The sequence below is a fragment of the Bordetella sp. FB-8 genome (genome assembly GCF_000382185.1).
Classification (GTDB): Bacteria; Pseudomonadota; Gammaproteobacteria; order Burkholderiales; family Burkholderiaceae_B; genus Bordetella.
Genome location: NZ_KB907784.1, coordinates 2,629,653 through 2,649,313, shown reverse-complemented (window position 1 = coordinate 2,649,313; position 19,661 = coordinate 2,629,653). Strand labels below are relative to the sequence as shown.

20 protein-coding genes and 1 riboswitch are annotated in these 19,661 nt (G+C 63.7%); of the genes, 7 read left to right on the top strand and 13 right to left on the bottom strand.

What is annotated here, in order from left to right:
- Position 1: 1 nt before the first annotated feature.
- Positions 2-793: a ferritin-like domain-containing protein gene (locus H143_RS0112695; protein WP_019938623.1), complete on the bottom strand. Its 792-nt coding sequence runs from the start codon at positions 791-793 to the stop codon at positions 2-4.
- Positions 794-936: 143 nt separating this feature from the next.
- Here H143_RS0112695 and H143_RS0112690 point away from each other — a divergent pair, with 143 nt between their 5' ends.
- The 3 genes from H143_RS0112690 to H143_RS0112680 all read left to right on the top strand — a co-directional run bounded on the left by H143_RS0112690 (position 937) and on the right by H143_RS0112680 (position 4,310).
- Positions 937-2,076, top strand: a complete 1,140-nt coding sequence (locus H143_RS0112690; protein ID WP_019938622.1) for a GNAT family N-acetyltransferase — start codon at positions 937-939, stop codon at positions 2,074-2,076.
- 193 nt (positions 2,077-2,269) lie between these two features.
- Positions 2,270-2,737, top strand: a complete 468-nt coding sequence (locus tag H143_RS0112685) for a hypothetical protein (RefSeq protein WP_019938621.1) — start codon at positions 2,270-2,272, stop codon at positions 2,735-2,737.
- A 67-nt stretch (positions 2,738-2,804) separates the two neighbouring features.
- Positions 2,805-2,895, top strand: a riboswitch (glycine riboswitch).
- Between the two features lie 152 nt (positions 2,896-3,047).
- A complete protein-coding gene (locus H143_RS0112680) occupies positions 3,048-4,310 on the top strand; it encodes a D-amino acid dehydrogenase (RefSeq protein WP_019938620.1) in 1,263 nt (420 codons plus the stop codon).
- Positions 4,311-4,392: 82 nt separating this feature from the next.
- Here the strand turns inward: H143_RS0112680 and H143_RS0112675 are convergent, their stop codons facing one another.
- From H143_RS0112675 to H143_RS20625, 5 genes are all read right to left on the bottom strand, one after another.
- The gene (locus H143_RS0112675; protein ID WP_019938619.1) at positions 4,393-4,962 is read right to left on the bottom strand and encodes an acetate uptake transporter family protein; all 570 of its coding nucleotides are present in this window, start codon (positions 4,960-4,962) and stop codon (positions 4,393-4,395) included.
- A 181-nt stretch (positions 4,963-5,143) separates the two neighbouring features.
- Complete coding sequence (locus H143_RS0112670; protein ID WP_155803390.1) at positions 5,144-5,899, bottom strand: SDR family NAD(P)-dependent oxidoreductase; 756 nt, start codon at positions 5,897-5,899, stop codon at positions 5,144-5,146.
- Between the two features lie 33 nt (positions 5,900-5,932).
- Positions 5,933-7,576 (bottom strand): acyl-CoA synthetase, encoded by a 1,644-nt coding sequence (locus H143_RS0112665; protein ID WP_019938617.1) that lies wholly within the window; start codon positions 7,574-7,576, stop codon positions 5,933-5,935.
- The gene (locus H143_RS0112660; protein ID WP_019938616.1) at positions 7,573-8,745 is read right to left on the bottom strand and encodes an acetyl-CoA acetyltransferase; all 1,173 of its coding nucleotides are present in this window, start codon (positions 8,743-8,745) and stop codon (positions 7,573-7,575) included. Before H143_RS0112660 ends, H143_RS0112665 begins: the two co-directional genes overlap by 4 nt.
- Positions 8,742-9,542: an IclR family transcriptional regulator gene (locus H143_RS20625; protein ID WP_033365489.1), complete on the bottom strand. Its 801-nt coding sequence runs from the start codon at positions 9,540-9,542 to the stop codon at positions 8,742-8,744. The genes H143_RS0112660 and H143_RS20625 overlap by 4 nt, the downstream gene beginning before the upstream one ends.
- A 259-nt stretch (positions 9,543-9,801) precedes the next feature.
- Between H143_RS20625 and H143_RS0112650 the strand changes: the two genes are divergently transcribed.
- The 4 genes from H143_RS0112650 to H143_RS0112635 all read left to right on the top strand — a co-directional run bounded on the left by H143_RS0112650 (position 9,802) and on the right by H143_RS0112635 (position 13,788).
- Complete coding sequence (locus H143_RS0112650) at positions 9,802-10,809, top strand: TRAP transporter substrate-binding protein (RefSeq protein ID WP_026350012.1); 1,008 nt, start codon at positions 9,802-9,804, stop codon at positions 10,807-10,809.
- 2 nt (positions 10,810-10,811) lie between these two features.
- The gene (locus tag H143_RS0112645; protein WP_155803634.1) at positions 10,812-12,692 is read left to right on the top strand and encodes a TRAP transporter large permease subunit; all 1,881 of its coding nucleotides are present in this window, start codon (positions 10,812-10,814) and stop codon (positions 12,690-12,692) included.
- A gap of 144 nt (positions 12,693-12,836) precedes the next feature.
- Positions 12,837-13,391 (top strand): PCC domain-containing protein, encoded by a 555-nt coding sequence (locus tag H143_RS0112640; protein ID WP_019938612.1) that lies wholly within the window; start codon positions 12,837-12,839, stop codon positions 13,389-13,391.
- Positions 13,384-13,788, top strand: coding sequence for a PPC domain-containing DNA-binding protein (locus H143_RS0112635; RefSeq protein WP_019938611.1), 405 nt, complete (start codon positions 13,384-13,386; stop codon positions 13,786-13,788). Before H143_RS0112640 ends, H143_RS0112635 begins: the two co-directional genes overlap by 8 nt.
- A 42-nt stretch (positions 13,789-13,830) precedes the next feature.
- Here the strand turns inward: H143_RS0112635 and H143_RS0112630 are convergent, their stop codons facing one another.
- The 7 genes from H143_RS0112630 to phbB form a co-directional block, all read right to left on the bottom strand.
- Entirely contained in the window at positions 13,831-14,697 is an 867-nt protein-coding gene (locus tag H143_RS0112630; protein WP_019938610.1) for a PhzF family phenazine biosynthesis protein, read from the bottom strand.
- A 105-nt stretch (positions 14,698-14,802) separates the two neighbouring features.
- Positions 14,803-16,200, bottom strand: coding sequence for a 4Fe-4S binding protein (locus H143_RS0112625; RefSeq protein WP_019938609.1), 1,398 nt, complete (start codon positions 16,198-16,200; stop codon positions 14,803-14,805).
- A 41-nt stretch (positions 16,201-16,241) separates the two neighbouring features.
- Complete coding sequence (locus tag H143_RS0112620; RefSeq protein WP_019938608.1) at positions 16,242-17,096, bottom strand: FTR1 family protein; 855 nt, start codon at positions 17,094-17,096, stop codon at positions 16,242-16,244.
- A 17-nt stretch (positions 17,097-17,113) separates the two neighbouring features.
- Positions 17,114-17,449, bottom strand: a complete 336-nt coding sequence (locus H143_RS0112615; protein WP_033365484.1) for a cupredoxin domain-containing protein — start codon at positions 17,447-17,449, stop codon at positions 17,114-17,116.
- Positions 17,450-17,451: 2 nt separating this feature from the next.
- Positions 17,452-18,000, bottom strand: a complete 549-nt coding sequence (locus tag H143_RS0112610) for an iron transporter (RefSeq protein ID WP_019938606.1) — start codon at positions 17,998-18,000, stop codon at positions 17,452-17,454.
- 167 nt (positions 18,001-18,167) lie between these two features.
- On the bottom strand, positions 18,168-18,764 hold the full coding sequence (gene phaR / locus H143_RS0112605; RefSeq protein WP_019938605.1) for a polyhydroxyalkanoate synthesis repressor PhaR: 597 nt from the start codon (positions 18,762-18,764) through the stop codon (positions 18,168-18,170).
- 96 nt (positions 18,765-18,860) lie between these two features.
- On the bottom strand, positions 18,861-19,601 hold the full coding sequence (gene phbB, locus H143_RS0112600; protein WP_019938604.1) for an acetoacetyl-CoA reductase: 741 nt from the start codon (positions 19,599-19,601) through the stop codon (positions 18,861-18,863).
- Positions 19,602-19,661 lie beyond the last annotated feature (60 nt).

Below are 19,661 nucleotides of genomic sequence, written 5' to 3'. Positions count from 1 at the left end.
ACTAGAGCGCCTGCAGTTCCGCTTCGCTAAAGCCTGCGGCGCGGCGCGCCTCCAGGTTGAACGGGCCGCGCAATTTGGGGGCGCCATGGCGTTGCGCCAATTCGGCATACGCGGCGATGGGATCGAGGCCGCGCCGGTCGCACGCATGCCGGTACCAATGATTGCCTATTGCCACATGCCCTATCTCGTCTCTCAGAATGATGTCGAGTATGGCGGCTGCCTTCATGTCGCCCGCGCCAGCCAGTTTGCGCCGTATCGGCGGCGAGGCATCCAGGCCGCGCGCTTCCAGCGTGCGCGGCACCAGGGCCAGGCGGGCCAGTAGGTCGCCGCGCGTTTTTTCGGCCATTTCCCACAGACCGTTATGCGCTGGAAAGTCGCCGTAGGCGTGGCCCAGCGTGGCCAGGTGCCGGTTGAGCAGGTCGAAGTGATGGGCCTCTTCGCGCGCCACGCGCAGCCAGTCGCGGTAATACGCCTCGGGCTGGCCGTCAAAGCGCCAGATGGCATCCAGCGCCAGGTTGATGGCGTTGAACTCGATGTGCGCCAAGGCGTGCAGCATGGCGGCCCGGCCTTCGGGCGTGTGAACCGGACGCGGCGCCAGTTGCTCGGGCAACACCAGCTCGGGCCGGACCGGGCGGCCAGGCAGGCCTGCCGGTTCCGCCAGCAGCGCGCAAGGATCGACGAACGCGGCGTCATCGATGGCGGCCACCGCCGCCAGCTTGTCGGGCCAGTCCTGGACCTGCAGGGCCCGCAGCGCCTGCTCACGCAGGTCCGGGCCGGGGCAAAGGGAACGCATAAAAACCGAGAAAAAAATCGATATCCGCAATTTAGCATCCCCTCCTTTCGGACGCCGGATCGCCGGATCGCTCAAACGTAAAACGCCAGGTCGGGCGGCAGCCAGACGTGGGCGCAGCGCAAAGCCTCCTTTATCATTGCCGCATGCCACTCTCGGATTCGTTCCATCTGGAAACATCGCTGCAAGCCTTCGAGCCCTCGCAATGGAACGCATTGGCGGGCGACCAGCCTTTCGTGCGGCACGAATTCCTGTCCGCCCTGCACGAAACGGGCTGCGCCGCGCCGGACACCGGCTGGACGCCCTACTTTCTGGCGCTGCGGCGAAGCGGCACGCTGGCTGGCGCCGTGCCGCTCTATCTCAAGACCCATTCGCGCGGCGAGTACGTATTCGACTACGCCTGGGCCGAGGCCTATGCGCGCCATGGGTTGACCTACTATCCCAAGTTGCTGTCGGCCGTGCCCTTCACTCCCGTGACCGGCGCTCGGCTACTCGCCTGCAACCACGACGATCGCCTCGCCCTGGCTCGCGGCCTGATTGATATGGCGCGCCAGCTCGGACTCTCGTCCCTGCATCTACTCTTTCCTCGCGACCAAGATATGGCGGCCCTGCGCGAGGCCGGTTATCTGCTGCGTGAAGGCGTGCAGTTTCATTGGCGCAACGCGGGCTATTCGGGCATGGACGACTTTCTTGCCGCCTTGAATCACGACAAGCGCAAGAAAATCAGGCAGGACCGCAAGAAAGTGGCGCAGGCCGGCATCCGCTATCGCTGGTTGCGCGGCCGGGATATCGATGCGGCTGCGCTAGATTTCTTCTATGACTGCTACTGCCGCACTTATTACGAGCATGGCAACCCCCCCTATCTGAACGCCGCGTTCTTCCAGCGACTGCACGAACAGATGCCCGATACCATGGTGCTCGTCCTGGCGGTAAAGGACGACGCGCCCGTGGCCTCGGCGCTGAATCTGCAAGGCGGGGACGCGCTTTATGGCCGCTATTGGGGCAGCACGGTCTTTGTTCCTGGCCTGCATTTCGAGACCTGCTATATGCAGGCCGTCGAGTACTGCATCGCCAACCAGCTGGCGCGCTTCGAAGGCGGCGCGCAGGGCGAGCACAAGATCGCCCGCGGCCTGCTGCCCACACCCACCTGGTCGGCGCATTGGATTGCCGATCCGCGCTTTGCCGATGCGATAGAGGACTTCCTGCACCGTGAAACCGCAGCCATACAGAACTATCTGTGCGAGCTCGACATGCATGCGCCATTCAAACGCGCTGTCGCCACATGATGCGTTGACTGCGATGCGGTGCGCTTGCCCGCCGCCCCACCCTCTGCAGAACCGACCCGAGCGCATACCGCGGTATAAACAAGACCTGAAAATCAGTGAGTTTTAGTAATGACCCGGGTTCATGACGATATTTTCACGTTGTATAGTGCCCGCCAGATTACGTATGCGGTAGCCCCAAAAAGCACGGTGAAAGATGGAGCCCTCAGATTTTTTTTTGCTGTATGTTGTGCTGTTCCTGTTTCTGGCCGCTCTGACCGTGGCAGCGCTGATCATCATTGCGCTCAAGAAAGAGCAAAAAGAAAACCCGATCCCCAACATCGTCGCAGAACCCTCCGGCAACATGGTTGCGCCCCCTGGCAACAGGGTTACGCCCCCTGGCAAGCACAAGCCGGAAGATCAATACCAGGAAAAGCGCGCCGCGGTCGCGGCACTGCGCGCGGACATCGACCTGGCACTCAATACCATGGAACGGCAGGGCAGCATGTCTCCGCAGCAATGTCTGACCGCGGTCGAGCAGGTATATCAGGGCTGGCTCAAAAAAAATTCGACCCTGTTCCCCGAAACGCAAGGCAAGGTCTCCTTACTGGGCAAGAAGGCCGGGCTATGGAGCTACCGGCTTCCCAGTGAGCTGGAAAGCCTGGTGGCGAAGCTGTCTGGGTGACCCGGCCCGTTATTCGGCGACACAGCTTGTGGCCTCGATCGCGTATTGCTAAGCTAAGCGCGTTCTTGCACGCTACTTGGAAGAGATCGCCCGGCCCGGGCGGCGCCGACGGAGCAACCACCCCGGAAACTCTCAGGCAAAAGGACCTCGCAGCGGGAACATCTGGAGAGCGGCGCGCCCGTTAAGGCAGCGTCCACCGAAGGGGAGCCCGTGCGGCAAGCGCCGGGCGAAACTCTCAGGTACATGGACAGATGGGGTAGCGATGCCGGCGTACATCCGCCGGCGACCTCAACCTACTCTGGATCATGCCATGTCGCGAATTGCCGTCATCGGCGCCGGTATCACCGGCGTCACAACCGCCTACGCCCTCGCCCGGCGCGGGCACCATGTCACCGTCCTAGAACGCCATCGATATGCGGCGATGGAAACGTCGTTTGCGAACGGCGGACAGCTGTCGGCGAGCAACGCCGAAGTCTGGAACAGCCGCGCGACCGTATTCAAGGGCCTGCGCTGGATGTTCACGCGCTCAGCCCCGCTCCTGCTGAATCCTCGCCCCAGTTGGCACAAATACAGCTGGATCGGCCAATTCCTGTGCCAGATTCCGAACTATCGCCGCAATACGATCGACACAGTCCGCCTGGCCATTGCCGCGCGCGAGCATCTGTTCTCGATCGCGCAGCGCGAGGGCATCGCCTTCGATCACGAACAGCGCGGCATCCTGCATTTCTATGCAACGCGACACGAGTTCGAGGCCGCGACGAAGGTCAATACCTTGCTGCGCGAAGGCGGACTCGAACGCCGCCCGGTAACCCCAGACGAGATCCGCGCCATCGAACCCACTTTACATGGGCGGTTCTACGGCGGCTTCTTCACCGAATCCGATTCGACCGGCGATATCCATAAATTCACGCAGGGCCTGGCCCAGGCCTGTGAACGCCTGGGCGTCGAATTGCGCTACGACGCACCCGTCATCTGCGTGCGGCAGACGACCGACGAAAAAATCGCCGTCACGGCACAATGCGACGCGCTGCCGGAGACGTCGACCTTCGATCGCCTGGTCGTCTGCGCAGGCGTCGGCAGCCGCGCGCTCGCCGCGCAGGTCGGCGATCAGGTTAATGTTTACCCGGTCAAGGGCTATTCGATCACCGTGCATCTGGACGATGCACAAAGCCGGGCCGCCGCGCCCTGGGTCAGCCTGCTCGATGACAAGGCCAAGATCGTCACCAGCCGCCTCGGAGCGGAACGGTTCCGCATCGCCGGCACCGCGGAATTGAACGGGGAAAATCGCGATATCCGCGCCGACCGCATCGAACCGCTGGTGCGCTGGGCGCGCAGCCACTTCCCGGGCATATCGACCTCGCGCGTCGTGCCTTGGGCGGGACTGCGGCCAATGCTGCCGGACATGGTGCCCAGAGTCGGCCGCGGCCGGCGCCGCCATGTCTTCTACAACACGGGGCATGGACACCTGGGCTGGACGCTCTCGGCGGCGACCGCCGAGGCGGTGGCGCAACTCGTGTCCGACGACGCCGCTTCCGGCACTTGCTCGATGCAGGCGGCGCGCGGACCCGGCTAGGAAAGCACAACGCCGTGTCCGTCGGCATGAACGGGCACGGCGTTGCCGGATCAGGCGCGGACTAAACGCGCCTGGGCCAGGGTCAGGTCTTGGCGCCAATCGGCAGCACGGTGCGGCCGTACGCCTCGTTGACCACGTCGGCGGCAGACAGGTAGAACGCCAGGAACGCGGTGATCAGGCCCATGTAGCCCCCCAGATGCCCCGCGGCGGGCATGCCCAGGCCGTCGCCCGCCGCAAGCAGGAAAAACGTGATCCACAGCGCCAGAAAGATCAGCTGCAGAACCCGCGGCGAGCGGAAGGTGGCCAGCCACATGTAAAACGTGAAAACACCCCAAAGCAGCAGATACCAGCCCACGAACGTTCCCGGCACCTTGCCGTGGAAGAACACCACGAACAGCGCGAACGACCACCAGAACGCGCCGTAGCTCATGAAGGCGGTGAAACCGAAGGTGTTGCCGCGAGGCACCTCCATTAGACCGGCGATCATCTGCGCCGTGCCGCCGAAGGCGAACGCGCAGGCCAGCACCAGGCCAAGCGACGCGCCGTCGAACCAGCCCGCGTTGATCATGCTCAACAGCCAGGTGGTCAGCGCGAAGCCAGCCAGGCCCAGCGGCGCGGGATTTGGAAATTTAAACGAGGAAGCAGTGCTCATGCGGGTGTCTCCGTAATTTATGTTTTAGTTACCACGTGGCTGGCGCATGTCCGTGATACGGACACGAGTCACCGCATTTCACATTACTCAAATTGGCTTACAAATCAGTGAATTCGACCCAAATGGATTGCCCCCGAACGGGCTGTCCGCAAAACCGGGAAGAAAGTGTGGCGCGGCCCCCTCAATTCCTGAGTATGCCCCCGGCAGTGAACCCGCCGTCGACGCAGATCACCTGTCCGGTCACATAGCTCGAGCGCGTCGGGTCCAGCAGCCAGTCTATGGTGCCGCTCAGTTCTTCCGGCCTGGCGTAGCGTCGCTGCGGCAGCATGCGCATCCACGATTCGCGCGAGGCCGCGCTGTGCATCTTGGCGACCAGGGGCGTATCGACCGGACCCGGCGCGACGACATTGACGCGGATGCCGTACTCGGCCAGCTCCACCGCCATCACGCGTGTCATGGTGATGACGCCGCCCTTGGACGCGCCGTAGGCCGTGCGGTCCACATTGCCGCGTATGCCCGAAACTGAAGCGATATTGACGATGGAGCCCTGCCCACGCTCGCGCATGCGCAATGCCGCCTGCTTGGCCACATTGAACGTGCCGATCAGATTGACCTCGAGCATGCGTCGCATGAGTGCGGCGTCGGTGTCGAAGAAAGAGGCCTCCTTGCCTATGCCGGCCGAACTTACCAGGCCGGCCAGCGGTCCGAAGTCCGCGTTGGCGGACAGCACGTCGCCGATCTGATTTTCGTCGCACACGTCCATGCGCACACAGCGCACGCGTTCTGCCGGCAGTTCCCGGGCTGCGGCATCCAGCGCCTCTTGCGAGATATCAGCCGCCAGCACCTTCCACCCTTCCTGGACCAGGCCGCGCGCGACGGACAGCCCGATGCCTGATGCACCGCCTGTCACCAGCACGGCTTGCTGCTTGTTTTGCATCGCCTCCTCCATTTTTTAGGGCTTCCGAGGCCGCTAGGACGCGGCCTGCAGGGGCAGGCAGCCGCGTTCGGCCAGCGCATCGCGCACCAGTTTCTTGGTGATCTTGCCGTAACCCGAGCGCGGCAGGGCATCCCAGAAGAAGATTCGACGCGGCAGCTTGTAGCGGGCCAGCTTGTCTTGCAGCCAGCCCTGCAGCTGGGCCTCTTCCAGGCGGTGCCCTTCGCGCAGTACGCAGACCATCACGCCCACTTCGCCCCAGACGGGATCAGGCACGCCCAGCACCGCGACCTCGGCGATGGCCGGGTGCGTCAAGGTCTTTTCTTCGATCTCGCGCGGATAAATATTGGAGCCGCCGCAGATGTACATGTCCGACTCGCGCCCGGTGATGTAGACGTAGCCTTCGTCGTCCATATGCCCCAGATCGCCGGTGCGGAACCAGCCGTTGCGGAAAGACTTGGCGTTGGCCTGCGGGTTGTTGTAGTAGCCTGCGAACACGGCGGGACCGCAGACGCATATCTCGCCGGTGGCGCCCGGCGCGACTTCGCGGCCTTCGCCGTCCTGGATCTGGACCTGCATGCCCGTGCGCTCGTAGCCGCACGTGCCGATGCGCGCGTCGGGGCCATCCTGCACCTGATGCAGACGCGGCGGAAATACGGTGATGTTGCCCGTGACTTCACCCAGGCCGAAGTATTGCACCAGCACCTTGCCCAGCTTGTCCAGGGCACGCTTCTGGTCTTCGCGGTACATGGGCGCGCCCGCGTAGATCACATAGCGCAGGCTGGAGTGATCCCAGGCGTCGACCGACGGATGTTCGACCAGCATCTTGACGATGGTGGGCACGGTGAACATATTGCTCACCTTCCAGTGCTGCACCAGGCGCCAGATGTCGTCCGGATCGAAGCGGCTGCCCTCGGGCAGGATGCTCACCGCAGCGCGCGCCACCTGCGTGATCAAGTGTATGCCCGCGCCGTGCGAAAGCGGCGCCACTACCAGGCTCGCGTCGTCTTCGGTCGTACCGGGCATCAGGTCGCACAGGTGGTTGGTCATCACGAAGGCCATCTGCCCGTGCGTGAGTACCGCCGCCTTGGGGCGGCCGGTAGTGCCCGAGGTGAAGAAGAACCAGCAAGGATCGTCGCGCTGCACGTCGGCCGTGGGCAGGGGCTGGCCGAGGCGACTGTCGATCAGAGCATTGACCTCCACTGAGCCGAAGTCGCCCTGGCCGATGCGCACCAGCAGGCGCAGATCGGGCACGGCTTGCGCCACGGCACGCGCATGCTCGGCGAATTCGCCCTGACACAAGAACGCCACAGCCCCGGAGGCCTCGGCCAGATAAGCGGCTTCGTCCGGCGCAATGCGAAAGTTGGTGGGTACCCACACCGCGCCCAGGCGGAACACCGCGAACATGATGACGATCAGCTCGACGTTGTTGCGCGAGTGCATCAGCACCCGGTCGCCCTTGCCGATGCCCAGCTGCGACAAGGCGCGCGCCAGCGCGGCGGTGCGGTCTTCGAGTTCGCGCCAGCTCACGGTGGCATCGCCGCAGACCAGCCCGGGCTGGTCGGGATGGCGGCGAGCCGCCTGCGTGAGGAACGTCGCGAGGTTCATGACGCGCAGCGAGACCGGCGCCAGACCGCCCAGCGGGGTCTGCTGCTGACTTGCCGTGGCCACCTCGCTCATTTGCGGCGCTCCAGGATGCTGACGTAGTTAGTCACGGCTGCCCCGCCCATATTGAACACGCCCGCCAGCTTGGCGCCGGGCACCTGCATGGCGCCGGCTTCGTTCATGAGCTGCATGCAAGCCAGCACGTGCATGGACACGCCCGTGGCGCCGATGGGATGCCCCTTGGCCTTCAGGCCGCCCGACGCGTTGACCGGCAGCCGTCCCGTCTTCTCGGCGATGCCTTCGCGCACCACCTTGTAGCCCTCGCCCGGCGCGGCCAAGCCCATGGCTTCGTATTCGAGCAATTCGGCGATGGTGAAGCAATCGTGGGTTTCGACCAGGCTCAAGTCATCCAGGCCGATCCCTGCCTCGTCCAGGGCCTGACGCCAGGCGCGCCGAGCGCCTTCCAGAGTGGTGGGGTCGCGCCGCGACAGCGGCATGAGGTCGTTGACGTGGCTGCGCGCGCGAAAGCCCACGGCGCGCGCCAGATCGCGCGCGGTTTCTTCGTCGGCGATCACCATGGCCGCAGCGCCGTCGGACACCAGCGAACAATCGGTGCGGCGCAAAGGCGCGGCCACATAAGGGTTCTTGTCCGACACTTCGTTGCAGAATTCAAAGCCCAGATCCTTGCGGATCTGCGCATAGGGGTTGTCCACGCCGTTCTTGTGATTCTTGGCGGCGATGCGCGCCAGCTCCTCGCTGCGGTCGCCATAGCGCGCGAAGTACGACTTGGCGATCTGGGCAAACACCCCGGCAAATCCGCCCGTGACATTGGCCTCTTCCTTGCGATAGCTAGCGCTGAGCAGGATGTCGCCGACGACGGGATTGGGCTGCGAACTCATTTTCTCGGCGCCCACCACCAGCGCGATGCGGCCGCGGCCGGCCTCGATGAAATCCATTGCTGCATGAATGGCCGCCGAACCGGTGGCGCACGCATTTTCCAGCCGAGTGGCGGGCGTATAGGCCAGGGCCGGTTCGGACAGGGCGACCAGCGCCCCCTGGAAGTCCTGTTTGTCGAAGCCGTTGTTGTAGACGCCGACGTAGATGCCGTCGACGTCTTCGCGCGACACGCCGGCATGGTCCAGCGCGGCGCCTGACACGCGGGCCATCAGGCTTTCGGTGTCGGGTTCGATGAGTTTGCCGAAGGGAATGTGGGACCAACCCACGATGACTGCTCGCTTGGTCATGCTGCTCTCCTGGTCGTTGTCTTGGAATCGATAGTTTGCAGGCGCTGCGCTTCGCGCCACAACAGGCGCGCCAGCTGCGGCTGGCGTTCCTCGCCGAGACGACTCTCGACCGCAGCGATGCTCAGTGCGCCCAACACGCGGCCGCCGCCGTCCAACAAGGGCACGCCCAATCCCCACGAACCCGCGACGACGACGCCGCGGTTGAGCGAGTAGCCGCGCTCGCGCGATTGCGCCACCTGTTCGCGCAGGAAATCGGCCGAGTACTGTGGGTAGCGGGCCGCAAGCAACTGCGCATTGACCTGCAAGCATTGCTCGACCCCTTCGTCGGACAAGGCCGAGAGCATGGCCAGGCTGCCCGCCCCCACCCCCAGCGGATGCCTGTCGCCCGGCATCAGCACATGCGTCTTGAGGGGGTAGTCACCGTCCTCGCGCAGCATGCAGACGGCAAACACGTCGCTGCGCAGCGAAAAGAAGGCCGAATCGCCGCACTGGCGCGCCAGGCGCGCGACCGAATCGGCCGCGGCGCGATTCATGCCATGGCGCTCGCCGGCCAGATTGCCCAGCACGTGGCACTCGGGCCCGAGAAAGTATTTGCGCGTGTCCGGATCCTGCTCGACCATGCCTTCAGCCATGAGCGCAGTCAGCAGTCGATGCACCGTGGGTTTGCTCATGTCGGCCTCCCGCGTGAGCGCCAGTAGGCCCGCGCCCTCGTCGCGCATGCGCGCCACGGCGCGCAGCACGCGCAGGGCACGCGAAATGGCCTGCGCCCCCACTACCCGGCTTACCCCATTCGACATGCGTTCTTCCCCACCTCGGTTCACCGAGAGCCTTGTTCACAGGTCCATCTTGTAGACCACATATTAAACTTCTGTTTTGATTAATACCTCAAAAAATTCACCGAAGCCCTAATTTAAAAGGGTAAACCATAAGATTCCAGCAGTCCAAAAAATCGCGTCGCAGGTCTATCATATAGACCATCCTGCGATACGCATCGCATGGCTATCATGCAGTTCATTCAAAACAGCCCGATAACAGGGCACACACTCAGGAGACAGCATGAACCCGACTCGACGCAAGCTCATGGCAGGCGGCAGCGCCATTCTGGCCCTCGCCCCATTCCAGCGTGCCCTGGCGGCCCCTGAATTCCGCTACAAATACGCCAACAACCTGCCGCCCTCGCACCCCATGAACATGCGGGCCAAGCAGGCCGCGGCCAACATACTGCGTGACACCAAGGGACGTTTCCAGCTCGACATCTTCCCCAGCAGCCAGCTCGGTTCCGACACCGATACTCTGAGCCAGCTGCGCGCGGGCGCCGTAGAGTTCTTCACCCTGTCGGGCCTGATCCTCTCCACGCTGGTGCCGGCCGCTTCGATCAGCGGCATCGGCTTTGCCTTCCCCAACTATGACACGGTCTGGAAGGCCTTGGATGGCGATCTGGGCGCCTATATCCGCTCCGAAATCCAGGGTAAAGGCCTGGTGGTGATGGACAAAATCTGGGACAACGGCTTTCGCCAGGTCACCACCAGCACCAAACCCATCGACGGCCCGGACGATTTTCACGACCTGAAGATCCGCGTGCCGGTGAGTCCGCTGTGGACGTCCATGTTCAAGGCGTTGGGCGCGGCGCCCGCCAGCATCAACTTCAACGAGGTCTACTCCTCGCTGCAGACCAAGGTCGTGGACGCTCAGGAAAACCCGCTGGCCATCATCGACACGGCCAAGCTCTACGAAGTGCAGAAGTACTGCTCGATGACCAACCACATGTGGGATGGGTTCTGGTTCCTGGGCAACCGCCGGGCCTGGGAAAAACTGCCCAAGGACATCCAGGCCGTCGTGGCCAAGCACATCAATGCGGCCGGCATCGCCGAGCGCACGGACGTGGCTGCGTTGGACAAGCAACTGCAGTCCAAGCTGGCCGGCAAAGGCATGATCTTCAACACGCCCGCGCCCGGCCCTATCCGCGACGCCCTGCGCAAGGCCGGCTTCTACACCGAATGGCAGAAGAAGTACGGCGACAAGGCCTGGGCCCTGCTTGAAAAATCCGTCGGGAAGCTCGCGTGAGCATTGCCGCCGACACCGACGCGGCGGGCCTGCCCCAGGCCCTGCCCGTTGGCTACCGCAATTGGACGACAGCGGCCGACAGGCTGCTGGGCCGTCTGGTCGAAATTCCGGCGGCCATACTGGTGGTTGCCGAGATCGTCATCCTGTTCGCCGGCATTCTTGCGCGCTACGTTTTCCGTTCGCCGCTGATCTGGTCAGACGAAATCGCCTCCATCCTCTTTCTGTGGCTGGCCATGCTGGGTTCGGTCGTGGCCTTCAGGCGCGGCGAACACATGCGCATGACGGCCTTCGTCAACCGCGCATCGCCGCGAACGCGCGCCTTCTTAGACCTGGTCGCCATCGCGGCGGCCCTGGCCTTCCTGGTGCTCATCCTGCTACCCAGCTGGGATTACGCCTCGGAAGAGCAATTCGTCACCACGCCCGCCCTGGGTATCCCCGACATCTGGCGCGCGGCGGCCATGCCGGTCGGGGCCGTGCTGATGCTCGCCCTGACCCTGCTGCGCCTGCTGGACCAGGCCGACTGGCGCGCCACGCTCAAGGCGCTGGCGCTGGTCGCGGCAATCGTGGCGGCGCTGGCCGCCCTGCAGCCCGTGCTGGCCGGACTGGGCAACATCAACCTGCTCATCTTCTTCGTCGGCGTTGTAGCGGCCACCGTCTTTACCGGCGTACCCATCGCCTTCGCCTTCGGCCTGGCCACCTTCGGCTACCTCGCGCTGACCACGACCGTACCGATGATGATCGTGGTCAATCGCATGGACGAGGGCATGTCGCACCTGATCCTGCTGGCCGTGCCGCTGTTCGTCTTCCTGGGCCTTCTGATCGAGATGACGGACATGGCCCGGCGCATGGTGGCCTTCCTGGCCAGCCTGCTGGGCCACGTGCGCGGCGGCATGTCCTACGTGCTGGTTGCCGCCATGTACCTGGTATCGGGCATTTCGGGCGCCAAGGCCGCTGACATGGCCGCAGTGGCTCCGGTGCTCTTTCCCGAGATGAAAAAGCGCGGTGCCGACGAAGGCGAGCTGGTCGCGCTGCTTGCGGCCACCGGCGCGCAGACCGAGACCATCCCGCCCAGCCTGGTGCTCATCACTATCGGCTCGGTCACGGGCGTGTCAATCACGGCGCTCTTTACAGGCGGCATGCTACCGGGCCTGGTACTGGGCCTGATGCTGTGTGCCCTGGTTTACCGCCGCTGCAGGAAGGAAGACCTCTCCGGCGTGCAACGTCCCGACGGCCGGACCATCGCCCGCGCCTTCTTCGTGGCGCTGCCGGCGCTGGCCCTGCCCTTTGTCATACGCGCCGCCGTCGTCGAAGGCGTGGCCACGGCCACCGAGGTCTCGACCATCGGCATCGTCTACGCCACGTTCATCGGCCTTTTCGTCTACCGCCACTTCGACTTCAAGCGGCTGGGGCCCATGCTGGTGTATACGGCATCGCTGTCGGGCTGCATCCTGCTCATCATCGGCGCGGCCACCGGCATGGCCTGGGCGCTGACGCAATCGGGCTTCTCGCATCAGCTGGCAAATAGGATGGAAAGCCTGCCGGGCGGCGCCTTCTCCTTCATGGCAGTGTCCATCCTGGCCTTCATCGTGCTGGGCAGCGTGCTCGAGGGCATTCCCGCCATCGTGCTCTTCGGCCCACTGCTGTTTCCCATCGCCCGGGCCATGGGTGTGAACGAAGTGCATTATGCGGTGGTGGTGATCCTCTCGATGGGCCTGGGCCTTTTCGCTCCGCCTTTCGGCGTGGGGTACTACGCGGCGTGTGCAATCAGCCGCGTCACGCCCGACAAGGGCATCAAGCCGATCATGGGCTATCTGGCATCCATCGCCGTCGGCATCGTGATCGTCGCCGCCGTGCCCTGGCTGTCGACCGGTTTCTTGAAGTAGCGATTCAAAACGGTCCGCAAAGCGGGGCACCACCCCTCGCCCCGCTTTGCGGATCATGCAGCGATTCCACCGTCGGACGGCGACCCTGTCCGATGCGGAAATTCCCGGGCCTCCAAAAGAGATCCCGTCCAGGAGACAACCCCGATGACCGCGCAACGCTCATCCGTTTTTCCACGCTCACGCACGCTGATCCATCCCGGCGCTTTCAATCCGGTTCGCATCCAGAGCAAACTGTCCCAGCGTGCCCGCCACGTCAGGCTGGCACTGCAACCGGGCGCGAGTCTCTTCGAAGGCCTGGTGGCGCCGCTTCTATCTCTGGGCATCCAGAACGCGTCGATGACCATTCTGGGCGGCTATTTCCACGCGCTGCAATACTGCGTCGCGCCACCCGACCCCACGCACGAAGCGGTGATCCGCTACAGCGAACCCATCGACGCCGGCCCCGCCTACATGGTCTTCGGCAACGCCACGATGGGCAAGGGCACCGACGGCCGACCGATCGTCCACTGCCATGCCGCCCTACGCACCGCGCAAGGCGCCGCCAAGGGCGGTCATATCATCACGCAGAACGCCATTGTGGGGCTGCAGCCCATTTCGGTGCTGGTGACCTCGCTCGATGGATTCGACCTGCGCGTCGCCTTCGACCCCGAAACCAATATTGCGCTGATCCAACCCCTGCAGGAGAACCATCATGACTGAAGCGGCGGTCGTCGAATCCGGCGCCATGGGCCGCATAGCCTATGCGCGCATCGCCCCCAACGAGGATCTGGTCCAAGGCGTCGAAAAGCTCTGCCTGGCCGAAGGCTTTCGCAATGCCTTCGTGCGCGGCGCTCTGGGCAGCCTGGTCGACGGCTGCCTGGGCACCCTCGACGGCAAATTCATCCAGGTCAAAGGTCCCGCGGTAGAGATCGTCAGCCTCGCGGGCGAGGTCCGATCCCAGCCGGACGGATCGCTGCGCGCCTCGCTGACCGGCGTCATTGCCGACCCCGAGGGCAATGTCTACGGCGGACCGTTCATCGCGGGCGGCAACAATGTGTGCATGACGTTCGAGGTCACCCTGGAAGAGTGGCTGCCCGAAGAAAAAACCGCGGCCTGAGACGCGCCCGCGATCACGCAAGGCATCGCGGGCGCATCCGCATCAGGGCAGATGAATCTCGCCCTTGCCCAGCGCAATGACCCGCCCGCCCACGCGTATTGTCCCGTCGACGTCCAGATACAGTGTGCACGGCCGTCCGGCCTGCTCGCCCTGGCGCACCAGCACGCGGGCCGGCAGTTCCTGGCCGCGCGCCAGCAGCCAGCCGCCCAGATTGGCGCAGGCCGAACCCGTGCCCGGATCCTCGTCCACCCCGCCGCCCGTCTTGGTGAAGAAATAGCGCGACAGCACCACGTCGCGCCCTTCCTGTTTTTCGCCGGTGAAGGCGAACACATAGGCCGTCTTGCGCTCCAGGCTGCTGACCGGCCACTCTTCCATCCGCGCCGTATCCGGCCGCGCGCGGCGTACCGCATCGACGGTCTTGACCGGCACCAGCAACTGGTCCGCCCCGGTATCGACCCATAGCGGCTCGTCCAGCAGATCGTCCGCCGACAAACCCAGCAGCCCCGCGATATCGGCAGGCGATTGCCCGGGCACTTGCGTGCGCGGCGCGCCATCGACGGGCGGCACCAGAGTCCAGATATCGCCCTGCGACCGCACCGGTACCAGACCCGCGGCAAATTGCAGCGTCAACGCATCGCCCGAACCGCGAACCCCGCGCACGACATGCGCCGTGCCCAGCGTGGGATGCCCCGCGAAGCGCATCTCGTAGCCGGGCGTAAAAACGCGCACGCGCGCATCGGCCTGATCGGACGGCAGCACGAACGTCGTCTCGGAAAGATTGAACTGCACCGCCAGATTCTGCATGGCCGCATCGTCCATGCCGCGCGCGTCGTCGAACACGCATAGAGGATTGCCGCCGAAGGTCGATTCGGCGAAAACGTTGACCAGATGAAAGGTGTAGGACGGCATGGCGCTTCTTGATAAATCGATAGGGACTTGATTTATACAAGATGCCCGCACCCAGGACGCCACCGGAATTGCGCAGGGCAGCCGCGGCGGCCTTAAGAACTCAACTCACCACACCGCGAAAAACAAAACCCAAGCCGCCACAAACGGCCCCAACCCCGCCGCAAACACCAGCCAGGCCAAGCCGCGACGACCAAGCCCCACGGCCCGCTTGCCCAACACCCGCCAGGCCAGACGCAAAGACCAGGCAATCGCCAGCGCCAGCAAGACAAACCGCGCGGGATTCACCCACCCCGTTCCCATGCCTTCGTGCTTGAGCAGCGTGATCGTGGTGGCTGACAGCCCCAGGAACACACCGATGCCGGCGGCGGGAATGAGCGCCTGGGCCAGCGTGTGCAGCCCCAGGTGGCGGTTCGCCGTATCCCGCAAAGGCGCCACCCACGACGCGATCCACAACGCCAGATAAAGCGAACCGCCCACCGCCGCCGCGGCGCCCAGGGCAAAGGCCAGGATCAAGCCGCCGTCCAGCCAGGAGAAGACATCGTTGACGTCGGGGTAATGCGTCAGGATGAACCACGGCGCGTTCTCGGCCAAAGGCCACATGATGTTCCTGTCGATGAGCCACGTGGCGATGATCTGCTTCAGATCCACATACCAGGGGCTCGCGCTCCACAAGAAGGCGCCCACGGCGATGCCCATCATCCCCAGGCAGATCAGCGCCGTCTGCCAGGCATCGGCCTGGGCCACGTCGACGATCTCGGCTTCCGGCGAACGCGGCGACAGCGCGATGGCGTCGCGGTAGCCGCTGCAGCGGCCGCACATGTGGCAGGCGCTGCCGCCCTTCATGTGGCGCAGCGGCACCAGCGGCGCACAGTTGATGGGCTGGATGCGGATCACCCGCTGCCCCGAGGACAGCGAATCACGCCAGGCCTCTTCGCTGACCTTGTAGTGCCAGGGTGCCAGCTTGGCCAGGAGCGAGAACACGCCGTTGACCGGACACAGATATTTGCACCAGACGCGCTTGCCGCGGCCGTAGTACCAGCCTATGCCGATCGCCGCGGCCGTCGACCCGCCCAGCACGGCCAGCACGGCCCAGGGATATTGATAGACGCTGACGAGCTGCCCATACACCGTGGTGAGCACAAAAGCCACGAAAGGCCAGCCGCCCCAGCGCAACCACTTGGGGATGGCATGGCCGCGGCCGCGTTCGCTGGCCCATTCGGTGAGCATGCCTTCCGGGCAGAGCCAGCCGCACCAGGCGCGTCCCAGCAGCGGCATGGACACCAGCACGAAAGGCCACCAGATGCCCCAGAAGGCGAACTGCGCGGCGATGGTCAAATTGTTGAACATCGACGCCGCATTGCCCGGCAAGGGCAAAACCGCCGGAACGATCAGCAGGAAAAAATAGACAGCGACGATGCCCCACTGCAGCTTGCGCAGCAGCGCAGCATGATCGCGCAAAAAATCGGCGAAGCGGGCGCTGGCGCGCCCGATCACGGCAGACATGGATTCAACCCTCGCAGCCTGTGCCACATGCGGCCAACGAACTATTGCACCACCCGCGCTGCCGGCACCCGCGAAGGGCGGCCTGCACGTCGCAGCAGCGTCCAGACCACCAGCCAATAGGCAATCCAGCAAAGCAGCGAGCTCAAGGCCGGATAGGCGCGGTAGCCCGCAAAATCGGCCAGTATCTTGCCCAGGCCGGCACTGTCGCTCAGCAGCCAGGAGCTATCCCAGACCGGGTCCATCAGCGTGGGCATCACGCCCAGCGAGATGAGGTGATCCAGACCGCCTACCAGCAGGGAGCCCGCCAGGAGCAGCAACAGGATTTCGGTCAGTTTGAAAAAACGCCGCCAGGTGATGAGCTTGCCGCCCAGCTGCAGCAGCCAGAAGGTCAGTAACGCAGCGGCAAAGCCGGCCACGCCGCCAAGGACCAGCCTCGCCACGGATTCCGGACCATTGCCGGCGCTGGCCGCCGAAACCGTGCCGTACAGGAAGACCACCGTCTCGCTGCCCTCGCGTGACACCGCGATCGCCACCAGGGCGAACAAGCCCCACCAATTGTCGTTCGCAATCGAGGTCTTGGCGCCGCTCTCCAATTCGCTTTTGAGCGTGCGGCCGTGGCTTTTCATCCACAGCACCATCTGGACAACGAGCAGGCAGGCCGCCAGCGACATGATGCCCTGGAACCACTCCTGTCCCGTATCGCTCAACCATTCGGAGATGCCTAGCAGCACCAGCGCCAGGGCGCCGGCCAGGGCCAGGCCGCCCGCCACGCCGCCCCAGAGATACGGCAGGCCGCGGCGGCCTTCAGGGCTGGTCTTGAGCCAGGAGTAAAGAATGCCCACGACCAACAGGGCTTCGACGCATTCGCGCCAGACGATGAAAAGGACCTGTTCCATAAATGCGACCGCCTGTGTTACTTGACCACCAAAGTGCCTTTCACATTGGAATGAAAATCATCGAAGAAGGGATATTCGCCAGGACGCGAGATGGTGATGACGACGAAGGACTGCACCCCCGGACCCAGCACCTTCTCTTTGCGCAGCGGAATGCTTTCGAATTCCACCGGCTCTTTGCTGGCGTTGATCAGGTTGATCTTGAAACGGCCGGCCGGCACCTGCAGGCGCGCCGGCTCGAATGTGCCGTCGGGCTTGAAAGTGAGCGTGAACGTAGGCAGATCCTCGGCCTGGGCCGCCCCCATGCCCAGGAGGAACCCTACCGCCAGCAGCAACCCTGCAAGCCCGCGACGCATGATCAATACCCGCCCTTCTTGCCGACGCCCGCGTAGGCAAAGTCGTATTCGAGATGGAGGGGAGCGAACCATGGACCCACGCCGGTTTCCTTATCGACATGGCGGCCGAAATGGTTCATAGGGTCGGCGGTGGGCGGCTGCACGTCCACCTTGAGGTGGTACTTGCCCGGACCTTCAAGCTTGACGTTGTCGCCGTAGTGCGGACCGTCGTTGGCCACCATGGGCATGAGCATGCCCTTGATCGCCTTGCTGCTGCCGATCTTCTGCAGTTCGTAGTGGACCACCAGGTAGGGCATCCATTCGCCTTCGGGGAAACCGGTCGGGTTGTTGGCGGTGGCGTGGATGTCGGCCTCAAGATGGATGTCGGAATCCTTGGCCGGGCGCATGACATTGGGCGGATCCATCTCGATGGGCTGCAGATAGACCGCACCGATTTCCATGCCGCCTTGCTGGACCGGCTTGCCGATCGGATATTCGGCCGCACCGGCGGCGCCAGCAATACTCAGGCTCAACCCCAACAGGCCCGCCAGGGCCAGATTACGTTTGCTCATCTAGGACTTCCTTGTCTACGGAAACGAATTTGGTAGTTGTATTTTATATTAAAAATAAGAACCGTTTTCATTGCGTATTGAGAAAAGGCGGCATCTTCAAGGCGGCATCCAAAAAGAAAGGGGCTGAACGCCCCTTTGCGACTGCGGAAGAACCGGCCACAGCCCTGCTATTTACGGCCCCCTTGCGAGCCGCCCGGGGTAGGGCCGCCCGGGGTAGGGCCGCCCGGGTTGAAGGGAAAGCCTGAGAACATGCTGCGGGTCTGGTCCTGCATCTGGTCCTGCATCTGCGTGAACAAGTTCTTGCTCTGGTCGATGTAGTTGTTGAGCATGTTCTGCAGCGCAGGGGTCTGACCGCTCATAAGTTGCGCCCAGGCCTCGGGTCCCAGGTTGCTGCCGTACAGACCCTTGGATTGATCGGCAAAGCGCTCCTGGATTTCCATGAAGGCCTGGATGTTGCGCTCGAGATAGGACCCCATGACGCCCTGCATGGCATGGCCGTAGAAACGGATGATCTGGGCCAGCATGACCGAAGAGAACATCGGCATGCCGCCGCTTTCCTCTTCGAGGATGATCTGCAGCAGAATACTGCGGGTCAGGTCCTCACCGCTCTTGGCGTCGATTACCTGGAAATCTTCGTTGGCAAGTACAAGCTGCTTGACATCAGTCAGCGTGATGTAGGTGCTGGTCTGCGTGTCGTACAGCCGACGGTTGGGATATTTTTTGATGAGGCGCTGAGAAGTAGCGTCTTTGGCTGCTTGCGTCATTCGTAATCCCCGACAGTGACTCGGTCTCTTGGATGGGAGCACTTCAGTTTACGCCCAGGATCTGTCTGGACTGAAACCAATCCTGGGCGCCCCGGCTCAGCCCATGTGCAGGCCGCCGTTGAGCGAAAAATCGGCGCCGGTGGAGAAGCCGGACTCGTCCGAGGCCAGCCAGGCAGTGATGGAAGCGATTTCTTCAGGCGTGCCCAGGCGCTTGACCGGGATGGTGGCCACGATTTTCTCGAGTACCTCGGGGCGGATGGCACGGACCATGTCGGTGCCGATATAGCCCGGAGAGATCGTGTTGACCGTAACCCCCTTGCCGGCGACTTCCTGCGCCAGGGCCATAGTGAAACCGTGGATGCCCGCCTTGGCGGTGGAATAGTTGGTCTGACCGAACTGGCCCTTTTGCCCATTCACCGAACTGATATTGATGATGCGCCCCCACAGCTTCTCGACCATGCCGTCGATGACCTGCTTGGTAACGTTGAAAAGGCTGTTGAGGTTGGTGTCGATGACAGCGCGCCAGTCGTCCGCCGTCATCTTGCGGAACAATCCGTCGCGCGTGATACCGGCGTTATTCACCAGCACGTCCACTTGGCCGTGATCCGCCTTGATTTTCTCGAAGGCCTCCACAGTAGACTCCCAGTCAGCCACGTTACCGGCCGAAGCGTAGAAGACATAACCCAGCGCAGCCTGCTCGTCGATCCATTGCTTGTAATTGCGGCTGGGGCCGCAACCTGCCACGACGCGGAACCCATCCGTGGCCAAGCGCTGGCAGATCGCGGTGCCGATACCGCCCATGCCGCCCGTTACGTATGCCAGTTTGCCGCTACTCATGTGATGTCTCCTAGTTGTTCAGGCTGGGCGCGCCATACCCGGGGTGTGATTGCTTATAAT

What these genes read in the sequence shown, in the direction of transcription:
- H143_RS0112640 (WP_019938612.1), top strand. Translation starts at nt 12,837, where the DNA reads ATGACCGCGCAACGCTCATCCGTTTTTCCACGCTCACGCACGCTGATC.
- phbB (WP_019938604.1), bottom strand. Translation starts at nt 19,601, where the DNA reads ATGAGTAGCGGCAAACTGGCATACGTAACGGGCGGCATGGGCGGTATC.
- H143_RS0112675 (WP_019938619.1), bottom strand. Translation starts at nt 4,962, where the DNA reads ATGAGCACTGCTTCCTCGTTTAAATTTCCAAATCCCGCGCCGCTGGGC.
- H143_RS0112610 (WP_019938606.1), bottom strand. Translation starts at nt 18,000, where the DNA reads ATGAGCAAACGTAATCTGGCCCTGGCGGGCCTGTTGGGGTTGAGCCTG.
- H143_RS0112690 (WP_019938622.1), top strand. Translation starts at nt 937, where the DNA reads ATGCCACTCTCGGATTCGTTCCATCTGGAAACATCGCTGCAAGCCTTC.
- H143_RS0112695 (WP_019938623.1), bottom strand. Translation starts at nt 793, where the DNA reads ATGCGTTCCCTTTGCCCCGGCCCGGACCTGCGTGAGCAGGCGCTGCGG.
- H143_RS0112665 (WP_019938617.1), bottom strand. Translation starts at nt 7,576, where the DNA reads ATGAGCGAGGTGGCCACGGCAAGTCAGCAGCAGACCCCGCTGGGCGGT.
- H143_RS0112625 (WP_019938609.1), bottom strand. Translation starts at nt 16,200, where the DNA reads ATGTCTGCCGTGATCGGGCGCGCCAGCGCCCGCTTCGCCGATTTTTTG.
- H143_RS0112635 (WP_019938611.1), top strand. Translation starts at nt 13,384, where the DNA reads ATGACTGAAGCGGCGGTCGTCGAATCCGGCGCCATGGGCCGCATAGCC.
- H143_RS0112620 (WP_019938608.1), bottom strand. Translation starts at nt 17,096, where the DNA reads ATGGAACAGGTCCTTTTCATCGTCTGGCGCGAATGCGTCGAAGCCCTG.
- H143_RS0112630 (WP_019938610.1), bottom strand. Translation starts at nt 14,697, where the DNA reads ATGCCGTCCTACACCTTTCATCTGGTCAACGTTTTCGCCGAATCGACC.
- H143_RS0112680 (WP_019938620.1), top strand. Translation starts at nt 3,048, where the DNA reads ATGTCGCGAATTGCCGTCATCGGCGCCGGTATCACCGGCGTCACAACC.
- H143_RS0112670 (WP_155803390.1), bottom strand. Translation starts at nt 5,899, where the DNA reads ATGCAAAACAAGCAGCAAGCCGTGCTGGTGACAGGCGGTGCATCAGGC.
- H143_RS0112615 (WP_033365484.1), bottom strand. Translation starts at nt 17,449, where the DNA reads ATGCGTCGCGGGCTTGCAGGGTTGCTGCTGGCGGTAGGGTTCCTCCTG.
- H143_RS0112650 (WP_026350012.1), top strand. Translation starts at nt 9,802, where the DNA reads ATGAACCCGACTCGACGCAAGCTCATGGCAGGCGGCAGCGCCATTCTG.
- phaR (WP_019938605.1), bottom strand. Translation starts at nt 18,764, where the DNA reads ATGACGCAAGCAGCCAAAGACGCTACTTCTCAGCGCCTCATCAAAAAA.
- H143_RS0112660 (WP_019938616.1), bottom strand. Translation starts at nt 8,745, where the DNA reads ATGACCAAGCGAGCAGTCATCGTGGGTTGGTCCCACATTCCCTTCGGC.
- H143_RS20625 (WP_033365489.1), bottom strand. Translation starts at nt 9,542, where the DNA reads ATGTCGAATGGGGTAAGCCGGGTAGTGGGGGCGCAGGCCATTTCGCGT.
- H143_RS0112685 (WP_019938621.1), top strand. Translation starts at nt 2,270, where the DNA reads ATGGAGCCCTCAGATTTTTTTTTGCTGTATGTTGTGCTGTTCCTGTTT.